This is a genomic window from Paractinoplanes durhamensis (genome assembly GCF_016862175.1).
GTDB lineage: Bacteria > Actinomycetota > Actinomycetes > Mycobacteriales > Micromonosporaceae > Actinoplanes > Actinoplanes durhamensis.
In genome coordinates, this window is record NZ_BOML01000062.1 from 18,458 (window position 1) to 32,729 (window position 14,272).

The following is a 14,272-nucleotide window of genomic DNA, read 5'->3' on the forward strand; positions in this document are numbered from 1 at the left end:
TGCGGCCTCGTCAGCGGTCATTCTCCTCGATGGGCCCGGCAACTTTCGCGCGACTGTCCGGTTACCCGCAGAACCGCTCGGCCGGGGTGGCCCGATCGGCCGATCGTTTTCGGACCTAGCACCCCGTGCCCCGGTTGCGCGGCATCATTCACAAAATCTTGACCGACCGCCCGAACAATGTCCGGACGATTGGCCCGTCGATTCTTTCGATCAGCCCAATTATTTCCATTTCAAAACCACCCCCACCTGCGAAAAGTACGTTACTTGCGGGCTTACCGAAGCCATTATGTAAGTCTTTTTCGGCTATTCGCAGGAGGAAATAAAATGTTGCAGGCACTGACCGCCGGAGTTCTGTTCCTGTCGTCCCTCGCGTCGCCCGCCTCGTCGCCGGCCTCGCCGGCCAAGGCGACCCCGCCGCCGTCGGACAAGATGACCATCGCCCTGGTGGGCCTCAACGGCAGTGGATGCGCGCCGGGCACCGCCTCGGTGCTCACCGCCCAGGACAACACCGCGTTCACGGTGCTCTACAGCGAGTACACCGCGCAGGCCGGCAAGGGCGCGGCGCCCGACGAGTTCCGGCGCAACTGCCAGATCGCGCTCAACGTGCAGGTGCCGTCCGGGTACACGTACGCGATCGCGAAGACCGACTACCGCGGGTACCTGAACCTGGCGCCCGGCGCGTGGGCGCTCCAGCAGGCGAACTACTACTTCCAGGGCTACTCGCAGACGGCCCGGGCCCGGCACAACTTCAACAGCGGGAACAACGGCGACTGGCAGACCACCGACCTGGTCGGCCTCGAGTCCTACTCGTGGGCGCCGTGCGGCGAGAAGCGCTACCTGAACATCAACACCGAGCTGCGGGTCGGCACCGGCTCGTCGAACGGCCAGACCCTCAACCTGATCACGATGGACTCCACCGACACCGCCATCGGCACCATCTACCACCTGGCCTGGAAGAGGTGCTGATCCAGCGCTAGGCCCGGCCGCGGAGGTGATCGCCATCGCCTCCGCGGCACCCCGGACTCAGCCCAGGAGCTCATCCTCGAAGCACCAGCGCCACTTCTCCCCCGGTTCGTACGATCGCATCACCGAATGACCGCTCTCGGCGTGATGGGCGGACATGTGCCGGCGCGGCGACGAGTCGCAGCAGGCGACCACGCCGCAGGTCAGGCACGTGCGCAGGTGCACCCAGCCGGTGAAGCCCGCGGCCACGCACTGCGGGCACCCGTCCTCGTAGGCCGACTGCGGTTCCGGATCGCCGGCTTCCGCCAGGTGCTGGCAACTCAATCTTCTGCACTCCGTTGCAACTGGGACTCTTCCAAATCGAGCTCGCGCTGGGCGCGGGTCAGCACTTCCTCGGGGATCCGCCCCTCGTTCCGGGCGATCTTGAAGACGTGCCGCTCGGCACTGATCATCTCGCGACGCAGCCGACCGTACGCCGCCGAGGGGGTCTCCGCCTGCTGATTGCCGAGCCGTTCCCACGCGTTGTTGGAGCGGCTGCCGACCAGGGACCGCAGTCGCTCGACCACCTCGGTGGGCGCGTCGCCCGCCTTGTCCTCGAGCGCCTCCAGCGCGGCCCGGCCGGCCTGATGCTGCACCCCGGCCTCGGCCAGGGCGTCCTCGGTGCTGGTGTCCTGGCGCACGCCGAGCTTGACCGCCAGCCACGGCAGCGAGGTGCCCTGGATCAGCAGGGTCAGCACGATCACCGCGAACGCCACGAAGATGAACAGGTCCCGGTGGTACTCCGGCACCTTGTCGCCCTGCTCGGGCAGGGTCTGGGCGGCCGCCAGGGTCACCACGCCGCGCATGCCGGCCCAGGCCAGCACGGTCGGCACCGCGGGCGGCGGCCGTTCCTCGCGCTGCCGGATCTTCGGCACCAGCCGCACCAGGTAGGTGGCCGGGTACATCCAGGCGAACCGCACCACGACCAGGGTCACGAACACCGCGGCGGTGACCGAGACGGTGGTGCCGACGTCCGTCTCGATGCCCTCGCCGATGTGCCGCAACTGCAGCCCGACCAGCAGGAACACCACCCCTTCGAGCAGGAACGTGATGAGCTTCCAGACCGCGTCCATCTGCAGCCGGGAGGTCGCCGACAGCAGGAACGGGATGCGGTGGCCCAGATAGAGCCCGGCGATCACCACGGCCACCACGCTGGAGCTGTGCAGCCGCTCGGCCACGATCACCACCACGAACGGGGTGAGCAGCGAGACCGCGTCGTCCAGCAGCGGGTCGACGATCTTGCGGTGCAGCTTGGCCGCGAGGAACGCGCCGAGCAGGCCGATCAGCACACCGCCGCCGGCCTTCAGCGCCACCTCGCCCACGATCGGCCAGAACCCGGCCACCGTGCCGCCGATCGCGGCCACCGCGATCCGGACCATGACCAGGGCGGTCGCGTCGTTGAGCAGGCTCTCGCCCTCGAGGATCGTCACCACCCGGCGGGGCAGCCCGACCCGGCGGGCGATCGCGGTCGCCGACACCGCGTCCGGCGGCGCCACCACCGCGCCCAGGGCGACACACGCCGCGTACGGAATGTCCGGCAGCAACAGGTGCACCACCGTGCCCACCAGGAACGCGGTGACCAGCACCAACCCGACCGCGAGCAGCAGGATCGGGCGTAACGCCCGGCGGAACGCGGGCACCGACGTCTGCAGCGCGGCCACGTAGAGCAGCGGCGGCAGGATGCCGATCAGCACCAGCTCCGGCTCGAGCTCGGCCTCCGGGAAACCCGGAACATACGACAGGCCCAGCCCCGCCACCAGCAGGACCAGGGGGGCCACGAACCCGAGACGGCGGGCCAGGGCCGCCCCGATCACCGAGATGGCCACCAGTACGACCACGTCGACGATGCTGCTCATGGCGTGAAGCTTATTGAATGCTGAAAGCGACGGCGCGTGCGGAGCATCACCCAGATGAGCCCTCCTACTCAGGCCCCGGGATGCGCGGATGAGAAAGGCTGTCGCGCATGAACGTAGGGATCACCGGGATCGCGTACGCCCTGCCCGCCCGTGAGGTGCCGACAGCCGAGCTGCAGCGCCGGGTCGCCGTGGCCAGCGGCCTGATGCTGCCGCCGCGGATGTTCGAGCAGGCCACCGGCATCCGGCGGCGGCGCATCGCGGCCGACGACGAGTACGCCTCCGACCTGGCGATCGACGCCGCCACCAAGGTCCTCGCCGAGACCGGCCGCGACCCGCTCGACATCGACCTGCTGCTGTTCGCGAGCGCCACCCGGGACATGGCCGAGCCGGCCACCGCGCACGTCGTGCAGGCCGCGCTGGGCAGCCGGGCGCACGCCCTCGACGTCACCAACGCCTGCAACAGCTTCCTCAACGGCATCGACCTGGCCCGGTCGATGATCCTGGCCGGCCGGGCCACCCGCGCCCTGGTGGTGACCGGCGAGACGCCCACCCGGGCGATGCGCCCGAAGGTCGACGGCCTGGCCCAGGCCCGCAGCGCGTTCGCCGGCTACACCTTCGGCGACGCCGGCGCGGCCGTGCTGATCGAACAGGTCGCCACCGGCGGCATCGTCGACATCGACAGCGACACCCACTCCGAGCACTGGGCGGCCGGCGGCATCTTCGGCGGCGGCTCCCGGCATCCGCGCGGCGACGAGCACACCTACTTCACCGGCGACGGGCACCGGCTGCGCCGGATCTTCGAGACGATCGGGGCCGGCCTGATCGAACGGGTCGCGCGGCGCACCGGGTACGGCTGGGACGACTACACCAAGGTGCTGGTCCACCAGGTCACGCTCCCCTACCTGGACCGCTTCGTGCAGGTCACCGGCGTCCCCCCGGAAAAGCTCGAGGTGACGGTGAGCGATCTCGGCAACCTCGCGTCGGCCACCCTCGGCGTGCAGCTGGCCCGGGTCCGCCCCCAGCTGGAGACCGGCGACCGCGTCCTGCTGGTCGGCCTCGGCGGCGGTGTCAGCCTGATGACCATGGTCTGGGAGGTGTCGTGACCGCGCCGCTGTGGGTGGTGGTGCCGGCCTACAACGAGGCCGCCCGGATCGGCGACACCCTGCGCGCCCTGGCCGCCCAGACCGACACCGATTTCACCCTGCTGGTCATCGACAACGGCTCGACCGACGACACCGCTTCGCTGGCCCGGTCGCTGGGCGCCCAGGTGCTGATCGAGCCGGAGAAGGGCGTCGGCTGCGCGGTCGACACCGGCTTCCGGCACGCGATCGCGCACGGCGCCGTCCACCTGGCCCGCACCGACGCCGACTGCCTGCCCGCCCCCGGCTGGGTCGCCGCCGCCCGGCACGCCCTGACCTCCTCGGGCGGCCTGGCCTGCGGCCGCATCGTGGCCCGCCCCGACGAGCACGGCCCGCTCGGCCGCACCTGGTTCCGCCTGCTCGTGTCGCTGGCCGCGTGGTTCGGCCGGTTCCGCCCCGAACACCGAGGCCCCGAGTTCAAGGCCCCCTACCGCATGCACGCCGGCAACAACATGGCCATCACCGCCGACCTCTACCAGGCCTGCGGCGGCATGCCCCGGCGTCCCTCCCCCACCGACCGCACCTTCCTCAACCGGGTCCGCCGCACCACCCCGGCGATCGTCCACAGCCGTCGCATGGTGGTCGCCAACTCCACCCGCCGGATCAAGGCCTACGGGGTGATCGGCACCGCGAAGTGGTACCTCGACCGCGGCAGCGGCCGGCTGAACGTGGACCCCCGCTGATGCTCACCGACCTCATCGGCAGCCTCCGGGAAGGTGACGATCGGCAAGCGCTGGCCGGCCGGGTCACGCGGGGTGAATTGGCCACCCTCACCCACGGCTACGCCGTGGCGCTGCGCGAACAGGGGCTGAGTGCCGGGGACACCATCGGATTGGCCGTACGCCCCGGAGCGCGCTCGCTGGCCACCATGCTCGCGGCGTACCACCTGGGGCTGCGGATCGCCGTGCTCGACCCGACCGCCGGCCCGGACGTCCTGAAGGCCCGGCTCGCCCTGGCCGCGCCGCGGCTGATCCTGGCCGACGCGACCGCGCAGGCGGTGGCGGGCCGGCTGGCGCCGCTCGCCCGGCGCGCGCACCTCGCCCTGCCCGAACTCGGCGCGCTGGCGCCGGTCCGCACCATCGGGCGCCGCCTGCCCGGCGCACCGCCGCCGCTGCGCCCGCTGGCCGGCCCGCCGCCGGCCGGTTTCGACGGCGACGGGGACGCGGTCATCGTCTTCACCTCCGGGACGACGAGCCGGCCGCGCGCGGTCGTGCACACCCGGCGGTCGCTGTCGGCCGGGATGACGGCGGTGCACGACCTGGTCCGGCCGGTGCCGGACGTGCCGGTGCTCGGCGGGACGTTCTTCGTGCTGCTGCCGTCGCTGGCCGGCGGGGCGGCGGTGGCGCTGCCGGCCCGGTGGAACCTCGGGCGGCAGATCCGGTCGCTGCGCCCGCAGGCGATCTATCTGACGCCGCCGCAGCTCCGGGCGGCGCTGGCGGCCCGGGTGCGCTTCACCGGCCGGGTCTACAGCGGCTCGGCCCCGGTGAGCGCGGCCCTGCTGCGCGCGGTGCGCGCCGCCGGCGCCGCCGAGGCCTGGGGTGTGTACGCACTGACCGAGGTGTTCCCGGCCGCCGCGATCGAGTCGACCGACAAATCGGCCTGGACCGGCGACGGCGACCTGGTCGGCTCGCTGCTGCCGGGCGTGACGGCGGTCGTCGGCGACGGCGCCGAACTGTTGCTGTCCGGCCCGACCGCCGCCGACCGCTACCTGGGCGAGGAGCCGTTCACCCAGGTGGCGACCGGCGACCTGGGCCGGATCGCGGACGGCCGGGTGATCCTGGGCGGCCGCCTGAAAGACATGATCTTGCGCGGGGCCGAGAACATCTACCCCGGCCTGTACGAGCCTTCGCTGCACGTCCCCGGCGTGGAGTTGGCCCTGCTGGTGGGCGTCCCGGCCGGCGACGGCGACGAACGGGTGGTAGCCGTGATCCAGCCCGCCACGGGCGGCACGGAGAGCGCCATCCGATCGGCGTTGCGCGACCCGCTGTCCCGGATGGGCACGGCTCGCCCCGACGCGATCATGTTCGCCCGGATCCCGCTGTCCGGCCGCTCCCGAAAGCCCGACCGAGCCGCCACGTCCCGGTTGGCCGCAGCCGCATGACCCACACCCGCCCGCTGCTCCCCCGATCTTGGCGAGTTCCGTGCCGCCCGCACCCCGAACTTCACAAGATCCCGCGGGGCAGCCACCGCGCGCCACCCCCTCCCGCCGATCTTGGAGAATTTGGTGCCGCATCCGGCGCGAACTCCACAAGATCGCGGAGGTGCGGGCTCGATCGGGGAAAAGTGATCAGCTCTCGGGGGCATGATCGGTGGGTCTATCTGCGCAGCCATCCGGTGATGTTCGCGCTGCTTGCGGCCACCCGCCGGTGGCCGGTGCTGCGGATCGGGCGGACCGTGCTCGTGCACGATCGGGAGGCCTATCTCGCTGCGCTCACCCGGATTCCGCTCGATCGGACGGCGGCCGGCACCACCGGCGGAGCTGTTGATCGGCTCGCCGGGGCGGGTGGGCTCTTCGACCAGCACGGCGCGGAGCATCGGCGCGCTCGGCGGGACGTCGCCGAGCAGCTCGGGGCGGCCGGGGTGGAGCGGCTTCGGCCGGTCTGGATCAAGCTGATCGACGAACGCCTGACCCCGCTCGGCACCGGTGGGACCGTGGATCTCGTGCCGCTCGCCGCCGAGATCGCCGGAACCACCGCGGCCGCGCTGCTGGATCTGGAAGTCGATCCGGTTGCGCTGGCGGCGGCCGCGCAGGACGTCGGCGCCACGGCGGCGCGGGCGCATCTGCCGGGGATCGGGCGGCGGCGGGCCGAGCGGGACGCCGAACAGGCCGCGGAGCGGCTCATCGCGCTGGTCGGGGGCGGGCTCGCGGCCACGCTTGCGGTGGCTGCCGTGAACACCACGGTCGCGGCACTGCCCCGGGCGGCGGCTTGGGCGTGCGGCGACAGGGCGCTTTGGGCGTACGCCGGGGAAGCCGCTCTCGCCGATGAACTCCTCCGCGTCACCGCACCCACGCCGCTCCTGCCGCGCGTGGCCGCCGGCGGCGGTGAACTCGGCGGCTGCCCGGTGCACGCGGGCGACCGGATGCTGCTGATCGCCCGGCACGCCGCCGACGCCCACCGCCGCGACCCCGACCCGGCCGACCCGGCGCCGGCCCGCACCGCGCAGCTCGTCTTCGGCGTCGGCCCGCACGCCTGCCCGGGCGCCCGGCTGGCCCGGCAGCAGCTCAGCGACTTCATGGCCGCCCTCGCCCCACACGAGCCGGCGGTGGTCCGCGCCCGCGCCGACCGCCGTTCGGCCCTGCCAAGCTGGCGCTCCCTGATCGTCCGCGCCGCATGAGGATCGCGGTGACCGGGGCCAGTGGGTTCTGCGGTGGGGTCGTGGCTCGGCTGGCGGCTGCGTCGGGGGCCGAGGTGGTCTGTGTCGGGCGGCGGCCCGGGCCGGTGGGGCGGCATCTGTTCTGGGACGCCACCTCTTCGGACATTCCTGATTTGTCCGGCGCGGACGCGGTGCTGCATCTCGCGGCGGCGGTCGGGGATCCGCGGGCGGGGCGGCGGACCGAGGCCGCCTTCCGGGCCGTCAACGTCGAGGGGACCCGGCGGCTTCTCGCGGCGGCGGGCGGGCGGCCGGTGGTGTGGGTCAGCAGCGCCAGCGTGTATCGGCCCGGGCCGTATGCCGTGCCGGTTCGGGAGGATCATCCGGTCGAGGGGCAGCGGACCGCTTATGGGCGTACCAAATCGGCTGGTGAAAAGCTTGCGCTCGGGGCCGGAGCGGTTGTTCTGCGGCCTCGGGCCGTCTACGGCGACGGTGATCCGCACCTGATGCCGCGGCTGCGGCGGATCGTGCGCGGCGGCCGGGCCTGGCTTCCCGGGCCGGACGTGCCGCTCAGCCTGACCGCCGTGGAGAACCTCGCCTCCGCCTGCCTCGCGGCACTCAGCTGGCCGGGCGGTGCCTACAACATCGCGGACGACCGCGTCTATCGGCGGGATGCCGCGATCGAGGCGGTGCTGGGCGTGCCGGTCCGGCATGTGCCGATCGCCGCCGCTCGCGCGTTGTCGCTGGTCGCGGGGCCGGCGCTGACCCGCTACAGCATCGACCAGGTCACCGACGGCATGGTGCTGGACATCGGCAAGGCGCTCGACCACGGCTGGCGCCCCGAACGAACACTCACCTAACGGCAGACTTCGCAGGCCGACCCAACTCGCGGGCCGGCACGTCACGCGGGCCGGCGGCTATGTCGTGCTGACCACGCCGGAGCGGGCGACCGTGGCGGCGTTGGTGCCGTCCCTGCCGCCGACCTGGGACCAGACAGCGTCCACCGAGAAGATGTAGTGGGTCTTCGGGTCCAAGCCGGTGATCGTCACCGTCTGGAAAGCGCAGGCGGTGCCGGGAGTGACCACCGTCCAGCCGACGTCGCGCTGGGCGCCGACCACGAGGTCCTGGTCGATGGCGGTGATCCGGTACTGCTGGAGCAGGGCGCCGCCCGGGTTGAAGAACGTGACGGTTGCGGTGGTCCGGCCGGGCACGACCGTGGCGCCGGAGATGGTGCCGGCACCGTTGTTCGGGGTGCAGGAACCCGTCGGCGTCGGTGGCGTGGTCGCGGCGTACGACGGCAGCGGCAGGAAGCCGGACGGGAACGGGCTCCGGGTCACCGTCGCGCCGCCGCCGACGGTCGCCGACGGGGTGGCGCTGCCCTGCGTGGTGACCACCCAGGCCGGACCGCTCGCCGACGGGATCGGGGTCCCGGTCGCCGTGGTGCCTGTGCTCGACGTGCTGCAGCCGCTCAGGAGCAGCAGCGCGACACTTCCCCCCAGCATCAGCCACCGACGGCGCACTGCTCGCCTCCCCCGTAACAGATCCGGCCCGCTCAGGGGTCAAATCGTCCGGAGAGAGGAGTTGCTTAGGCCCGGCTGTAGAGCTCGCGGGCCCGGCCGGCCAGATCCTTCGTCGCGGCCGAATTGACCCAGGTGCCGAGGAGGACCGCCGCGCCGGGGATGATCTTGGCGAAGACCCGGCGGCCCGCGCGGACGCCGGCCATGTGGGCGAGCCGGACGCTCAGCTTCAGCATCACCCGGGTGATCGGGCCGCCGGCCACGTCGGAGAAGAAGCGGCTGGCCCGCTCCCGGCCGGAGGCCACCCCCAGCGCGAGCCGGGCGGCCTCGGCCGCCTTGTGCACCCGCTGCAGGACCAGCAGGTCGGTGGCGCGTTCGTGGGCGGCGGGCTCCAAGCCGTAGGCCGCGGCGATGTGCAGCGTCATCCGGGACTGGGTCCAGGCCAGCACGCCCACGTCGAGCACCGCGCCGGGCAGGCCGGTGGCCCCGGAGACGGCGCCGGAGATGCGGGCGAGGGTGGTGAAACGCTTGACGGCCAAGTCGGCTAGTTCGTCGGGGGTGATGCCGGGGTGGTCGAGGCGGGCTCGTTCGGCCCACTGGGCAGCTTCGGGGCCGAGGCGGCGCACGGCTTCGAGAGCGAGGTGTTCCGGCGCATACTGCGGGTCGGCCTTCATGCGCGACCACAGCGTGCCGGGCGGGGCCTCGGTCTCGGGCAGGGGCTCTTTCACGGCGGGCAGGTCCACCAGATCACGCTCCGAGGGGAACTGAGCTCTCTTTGGGGGGAGAGAGATCTCGATCCATTGTGCCGTGCGAATGCACGTGCACGCGAGGGTTGAAGATCGGTTGTGCCCAGGCTGAGATCTACCGCACCTTTGGCAAGATCGGGTGATGACCGGAATGAACGGCTACCGGTCGTTGTTTCTCATCGTTACCCCGCTTTTCAAGCACAGGAGGTCGTCGACGTGCTCGACCCCAACGAGCTCTACGAGTTGGCCGACGACCTGCCGGCCCTGGACAAGCCGATACTGGTCCAGGCGCTCACCGGGTTCGTCGACGCGGGCAGCGCGATTCAGCTGTTCCGCGAAAATCTGCTGGACACCCTCGACACCCAGGTCGTGGCGACGTTCGACCTCGACCAACTGCTGGACTACCGCTCCCGCCGCCCTTCGATGATCTTCGTCGAGGACCACTGGGAGTCCTACGATCAGCCCAGCCTCGCCCTGCACCTGGTCCGCGACCAGCTCGGCACGCAGTTCCTGCTGCTCGCCGGCCCCGAGCCCGACCTGCAGTGGGAGCGGTTCATCGCGGCCGTGACCGGGCTCATCGACCGCTTCGGCGTCGAGCTCACCGTCGGCCTCAACGCGATTCCGATGGCGGTGCCGCACACTCGCCCGGTCAGCATCACCGCGCACGCCACCGACCAGCGCCTGCTCGGCGACCGGGAGTCGTGGCTGCAGCGGGTGCAGGTGCCGGCCAGCGTCGGCAACCTGCTCGAGTTCCGGCTCGGCCAGGCCGGCCGGGACGCCATGGGCTACGCCGCGCACGTCCCGCACTACCTGGCCCAGACCAGCTATCCGGCCGCCGCCGAGCTGCTCGCCGACTCGGTCTCGTCCAGCACCGGGCTGGCCCTGCCGACCAGCCAGCTGCGCAAGGCCGCCGAGCTTGTCCGCGCCGACGTCGACAAGCAGATCGCCGACGACGAGCAGGCCGGCCGCCTGGTCACCTCCCTCGAAGCGCAGTACGACGCGTTCCTGCGCGGCCGGGAGGCCAACCTGCTGGCCGACAGCGACACCCCGCTGCCGACCGCCGAGGAGCTGGGCGCCGAGCTGGAACGGTTCCTGGCCGAGCAGGCCCGCGACGGGGAGTAGCGCTCACGCCGGCTTCGGCAGCATCCAGTCGAGCACTATGCGGATCTGGTCGTCCCAGTACTGCCAGACGTGCTCACCGGGCCCGAAGCCGGCGTCCAGCGCCACCCCGGCCGCCTGCGCCGCGGCCACGAAGCGCTCGTTCTGCTTGAGCAGCACGTCCTCGGTGCCGCAACGCAGGAACAGCCGCGGCAGCGCCGCCGGATCGGCGGTCCGGACCAGGTGCATCAGGTCCTCGTCACCGTCGCGCACCTGCCGGTCCGCGAAAACCCGCGGCATCAGGCCACGGATGTGCGGCCGCAAATCAAATTCCTGGATGTACGCGAGGTCCAGCGCACCGGAGAGACTGGCCGCGGCCGCGAAGCGCGCCGGGTCGCGCAGCGCCCACTTGAGGGCTCCGTAGCCACCCATCGACAGCCCGGCCACGTACGTGTCCTCGCGCCGGCCGGAGACCTTGAAGAACCGGTCGACGGTGGCCGGCAGCTCCTCGCTCAGGAAATCCCAGAAGCGCATGCCGACCGCTTCGTTGGCGTAGAAGCTGCGATGCACCTGCGGCATGACCACGGCCAGCCCTTTGTCGGCCGCATACCGCTCGATCGAGGTGAACCTGGTCCACGCGGTGTGGTCGTCGGTGAGCCCGTGCAGGAGATAGAGCACCGGCGGCGGCGTGGCACCCTCCTGCGGCAGCACCACGGTCATCGAGGTGCTGAGTTCGAGGGTCTCGGCAAAGAAGTCGCATCGGATCACAGCCATGGGCACCAGTCTTGCGCAGACGGCCCGACGGGCGTGGCGGCGCGGACCCAAGAGCCCGCGCCGCCGCGTACGTCAGCTACTTGCTCTGGCCGGCCTTGTCGACCACCGCGACCTCGAGTACGGCGGTGGTGCTGTTGATCCCGCCGGCCTTGCGACCGTCCTTCGATTCCACCTGGACGCTGCGCTCCCCCAGGTAGGCGAAGGTCTTCGGGTTGAAGATCCACTCGCTGCGGGATCCGTCGAACTTGTCGTGCAGGGCGAGCGCCACGCCGTGCCGGCCGATCGCGTCGACCGCGTCGACCTTCTCCACCCCCGGGATGAGGGCGGCCGCCTGGTAGAGCGCGGCGAGCAGCTCCGGGCTGGGCGGCAGCGCCTCGACGAGGTAGTAGTGGATCTGGTCGAAGGCCGCTTCCTCGCGGCCATGGCCGGTCCCCGCCGTGTCCTTGTAGATCTTTTCCAGCAGCCGGTGCGGGTCGGTCGGCAGGCCCGCGAAACGCTGCTCGTTGGTCTGGCCGACGCTGAACTCCTCGGTGTGGCCGTTCTCCTTCACCAGGGCTTTCTTCTTGGCGTCGCCCGGCAGCCAGATCTCGCGGTCGTGCAGCGGGTCGAGCCCGAGATCCTTGTCGCGCCCCTCGCCGTTGCGGAAGGCGACCCGGCTCTTCACGTACAGGTACTGGTCCTTGCCGACGGTGAGGTCGGACTGGCTCGCGACCAGCGCCACCTGGGTGGCGAACTGCCCGAGCGGGGTGTCCGGAAGGCCGGGCTTCGTGGTGGTCGCGGTCGCGCTCGGCAGCGCCACGACGGGCGCCCTGGCCGGCTCGTCGCGCAGCCCCATCACGGCGCCGACCGTGGCCAGTCCCGCGACCGCGGCCGCGGCGACGAGCGCCACCGCCAGTCGGCGGCGTTGCCGACGCGCAACGGCGGGCTCGGTGATCTCCTGCATCAGGTGCTCCTTCAACAACCGGTGGCGGTCGGCCGTGAGGTCCGCCGACACCGGCGCCGGCAGCAGCCCGCGCAGTTCCTCGATGTCCTTGTCCATCGGCTAGCCCTTCTCGATCGACCGGGCCGCGAACGCGCGGCCACCTGTTGCTGTCTGCCGGCTCGGTATGAGTTCCGGATCCGCGGCGACGAGTTTGCGGAGCTTCTCGCGGGCCCGGGACAGCCGGGACCGCACGGTGCCGACCGGCACGCCGAGCGCTTCGGCCGCGCCGGCGTAGTCGAGGCCGCTCCACACGCAGAGCAGGACCACCTCGCGCTCCGCCCGGCGCAGCCGCCCGACCGCACGCTGCGCCGCGGCGAGGCGGGCCGCGTCGTGCACCCGGTCGACCAGCTCGTCCGCGAAATCCGGCTCGGGCGGCGGCACCGGCATGCGCAGCAGGGCCTCGCGGTGCCGCCGCGCCGACCGGCCGGTGTTGCGCAGCACGTTGGTGGCGATGCCGAGCAGCCACGGCAGCACACTGCCGCCCTCGGGCAGCAGCTTCTCGTGCAGCCGCCACGCTTCGAGGAACGTCAGGGACACCACGTCCTCGGCGGCCGAGCGGTCGCCGGTCCAGCGCATCGCGTACCGGTGCACGGCGCCCGCGAAGGCGTCGAACAGCACGCCGAAGGCGACCCGGTCGCCGGCCCGGAGCTGGGTTCGAGTAGGTAGATCCACGTCCATACCTGTCCTCAGCACGGCGCGAGTTCCCGCCCGCCGCCGAAAAGTTACCGGCGCAGCTCGGTGACCAACTCGTCGATCCAGTCACGGGCCGGGTCGGCGGCCGGCTCGCCGAGACCCCGCTTGGCGATCACCGATTTCGGGGTGACACCGTCCAGGCGGATCCGCCAGACTTCGGACCGGCCCCGGTCGCGCAGCGGATCACCGCCGGCGACCGTGCCGTCGAGGTCGGGAAGCCGGCTGGGCAGCGTCGTCTCGGTCACCGCCGCATTCTGCCCAAGGAGCTCCACCATGCGCTCGACGTTTCTGCTCGACTGCCTGCACCGGGCCGGGATGGGCGATGTCGTCGCGGTCGAGCCGGCGACGGGTGGGCTCGCGGCGCTCGCCGGCATCGCGACCCGCCGGGACGCACCGCCGGTGTTCGTCAAGGCCTTCGCCGACCCACCGGACGACGACGTGTTCGGCGCCGAGGCCGAAGGGCTGGCCGCCCTGCGCGAGCTCGGCGGCCTGGCGACCCCCGACGTGATCCTGGCGAACCGGGAGCTGCTCGTGCTGTCCGCACTACGACCGAAGCCCGGCGGCGCGGCGTTCTGGGAGGAGTTCGCCCACGCCCTTGCCCACCTGCATGTGGGTACGGTCCACCCGCGCTTCGGCTGGCACCGGGACAACTGGCTGGGCCGTCGGCGGCAGATCAACACCTGGCACGACGACGGCTTCGCGTTCTTCGCCGAGCACCGGCTGCTCCGATGGCTCGGCGAGCCGCGCGTCGAGGCCGCGCTCGACGCCGGCGACCGGGCCGCGCTGGTACGGCTGTGTGATCGGCTGCCCGAGCTGCTCCCGGAACGGCCGGCCTGCCTGACGCACGGCGACCTGTGGACCCAGAACCTGATGGCCACCCCGGACGGCCGGCCCGCGGTGATCGACCCGGCGGTGTCCTACATGTGGGCCGAGGTCGACCTCGCGCACGTCTGGTCCACCGCACCCCCACCGGAGGCGGACCGGTTCTTCGCGGTCTACGCGGAGCTGACCGCCCTCGACCGCGACTGGCGGGCCCGGATGCCGATCGTCCAGTTGCGACAGCACCTCGCCGTGGTGGCCCAGTTCGACCCGGACTGGGGCGCGGCCGAGATCATCCGCAGCACCCTCGCCCCGTTCCGGACGTCGGCGTGAT

16 protein-coding genes are annotated in these 14,272 nt (G+C 72.1%); 8 read left to right on the top strand and 8 right to left on the bottom strand.

All coding sequences use genetic code 11. The annotated features are described in order from the left end of the window. Positions 1-324 precede the first annotated feature (324 nt). Positions 325-966 carry a DUF4360 domain-containing protein gene (locus tag Adu01nite_RS38410; protein WP_203734249.1) on the top strand — a complete coding sequence of 214 codons (642 nt, stop codon included), beginning with the start codon at positions 325-327 and terminating at the stop codon, positions 964-966. A 57-nt stretch (positions 967-1,023) separates the two neighbouring features. Here Adu01nite_RS38410 and Adu01nite_RS38415 read toward each other — a convergent pair whose 3' ends face one another. Both Adu01nite_RS38415 and Adu01nite_RS38420 read right to left on the bottom strand, forming a co-directional pair. Then, positions 1,024-1,287: a UBP-type zinc finger domain-containing protein gene (locus Adu01nite_RS38415; RefSeq protein WP_203734250.1), complete on the bottom strand. Its 264-nt coding sequence runs from the start codon at positions 1,285-1,287 to the stop codon at positions 1,024-1,026. Then, positions 1,284-2,858, bottom strand: a complete 1,575-nt coding sequence (locus tag Adu01nite_RS38420; protein WP_203734251.1) for a Na+/H+ antiporter — start codon at positions 2,856-2,858, stop codon at positions 1,284-1,286. Before Adu01nite_RS38420 ends, Adu01nite_RS38415 begins: the two co-directional genes overlap by 4 nt. 107 nt (positions 2,859-2,965) lie before the next feature. Here Adu01nite_RS38420 and Adu01nite_RS38425 point away from each other — a divergent pair, with 107 nt between their 5' ends. The 5 genes from Adu01nite_RS38425 to Adu01nite_RS38445 all read left to right on the top strand — a co-directional run bounded on the left by Adu01nite_RS38425 (position 2,966) and on the right by Adu01nite_RS38445 (position 8,169). Next, positions 2,966-3,961, top strand: a complete 996-nt coding sequence (locus Adu01nite_RS38425; protein WP_203734252.1) for a 3-oxoacyl-ACP synthase III family protein — start codon at positions 2,966-2,968, stop codon at positions 3,959-3,961. Then, positions 3,958-4,680 carry a glycosyltransferase gene (locus Adu01nite_RS38430; RefSeq protein WP_203734253.1) on the top strand — a complete coding sequence of 241 codons (723 nt, stop codon included), beginning with the start codon at positions 3,958-3,960 and terminating at the stop codon, positions 4,678-4,680. Before Adu01nite_RS38425 ends, Adu01nite_RS38430 begins: the two co-directional genes overlap by 4 nt. Beyond that, entirely contained in the window at positions 4,680-6,098 is a 1,419-nt protein-coding gene (locus tag Adu01nite_RS38435) for a class I adenylate-forming enzyme family protein (protein ID WP_203734254.1), read from the top strand. The genes Adu01nite_RS38430 and Adu01nite_RS38435 overlap by 1 nt, the downstream gene beginning before the upstream one ends. Positions 6,099-6,280: 182 nt before the next feature. Continuing rightward, positions 6,281-7,333, top strand: coding sequence for a cytochrome P450 family protein (locus Adu01nite_RS38440; RefSeq protein WP_203734255.1), 1,053 nt, complete (start codon positions 6,281-6,283; stop codon positions 7,331-7,333). Further along, a complete protein-coding gene (locus tag Adu01nite_RS38445) occupies positions 7,330-8,169 on the top strand; it encodes an NAD-dependent epimerase/dehydratase family protein (protein WP_203734256.1) in 840 nt (279 codons plus the stop codon). The genes Adu01nite_RS38440 and Adu01nite_RS38445 overlap by 4 nt, the downstream gene beginning before the upstream one ends. Positions 8,170-8,226: 57 nt before the next feature. Here Adu01nite_RS38445 and Adu01nite_RS38450 read toward each other — a convergent pair whose 3' ends face one another. Continuing rightward, on the bottom strand, positions 8,227-8,811 hold the full coding sequence (locus Adu01nite_RS38450; protein ID WP_203734257.1) for a hypothetical protein: 585 nt from the start codon (positions 8,809-8,811) through the stop codon (positions 8,227-8,229). 83 nt (positions 8,812-8,894) lie between these two features. Continuing rightward, complete coding sequence (locus tag Adu01nite_RS38455; protein WP_239133025.1) at positions 8,895-9,569, bottom strand: EcsC family protein; 675 nt, start codon at positions 9,567-9,569, stop codon at positions 8,895-8,897. A 219-nt stretch (positions 9,570-9,788) separates the two neighbouring features. Between Adu01nite_RS38455 and Adu01nite_RS38460 the strand changes: the two genes are divergently transcribed. Continuing rightward, positions 9,789-10,694, top strand: coding sequence for a proteasome assembly chaperone family protein (locus tag Adu01nite_RS38460; RefSeq protein WP_203734258.1), 906 nt, complete (start codon positions 9,789-9,791; stop codon positions 10,692-10,694). Positions 10,695-10,697: 3 nt separating this feature from the next. On the opposite strand, the gene Adu01nite_RS38465 is transcribed toward Adu01nite_RS38460, so the two are convergent. The 4 genes from Adu01nite_RS38465 to Adu01nite_RS38480 all read right to left on the bottom strand — a co-directional run bounded on the left by Adu01nite_RS38465 (position 10,698) and on the right by Adu01nite_RS38480 (position 13,394). Then, positions 10,698-11,444, bottom strand: a complete 747-nt coding sequence (locus tag Adu01nite_RS38465; protein WP_203734259.1) for an alpha/beta hydrolase — start codon at positions 11,442-11,444, stop codon at positions 10,698-10,700. Between the two features lie 76 nt (positions 11,445-11,520). Further along, on the bottom strand, positions 11,521-12,483 hold the full coding sequence (locus Adu01nite_RS38470; protein ID WP_203734260.1) for a CU044_5270 family protein: 963 nt from the start codon (positions 12,481-12,483) through the stop codon (positions 11,521-11,523). A gap of 3 nt (positions 12,484-12,486) precedes the next feature. Next, complete coding sequence (locus tag Adu01nite_RS38475; RefSeq protein WP_239133026.1) at positions 12,487-13,098, bottom strand: RNA polymerase sigma factor; 612 nt, start codon at positions 13,096-13,098, stop codon at positions 12,487-12,489. 50 nt (positions 13,099-13,148) lie between these two features. Then, positions 13,149-13,394 carry a hypothetical protein gene (locus Adu01nite_RS38480; protein ID WP_203734262.1) on the bottom strand — a complete coding sequence of 82 codons (246 nt, stop codon included), beginning with the start codon at positions 13,392-13,394 and terminating at the stop codon, positions 13,149-13,151. Here Adu01nite_RS38480 and Adu01nite_RS38485 point away from each other — a divergent pair. Continuing rightward, on the top strand, positions 13,393-14,271 hold the full coding sequence (locus Adu01nite_RS38485; protein ID WP_203734263.1) for a fructosamine kinase family protein: 879 nt from the start codon (positions 13,393-13,395) through the stop codon (positions 14,269-14,271). The two genes, Adu01nite_RS38480 and Adu01nite_RS38485, sit on opposite strands and share 2 nt — an antisense overlap. Position 14,272 lies beyond the last annotated feature (1 nt).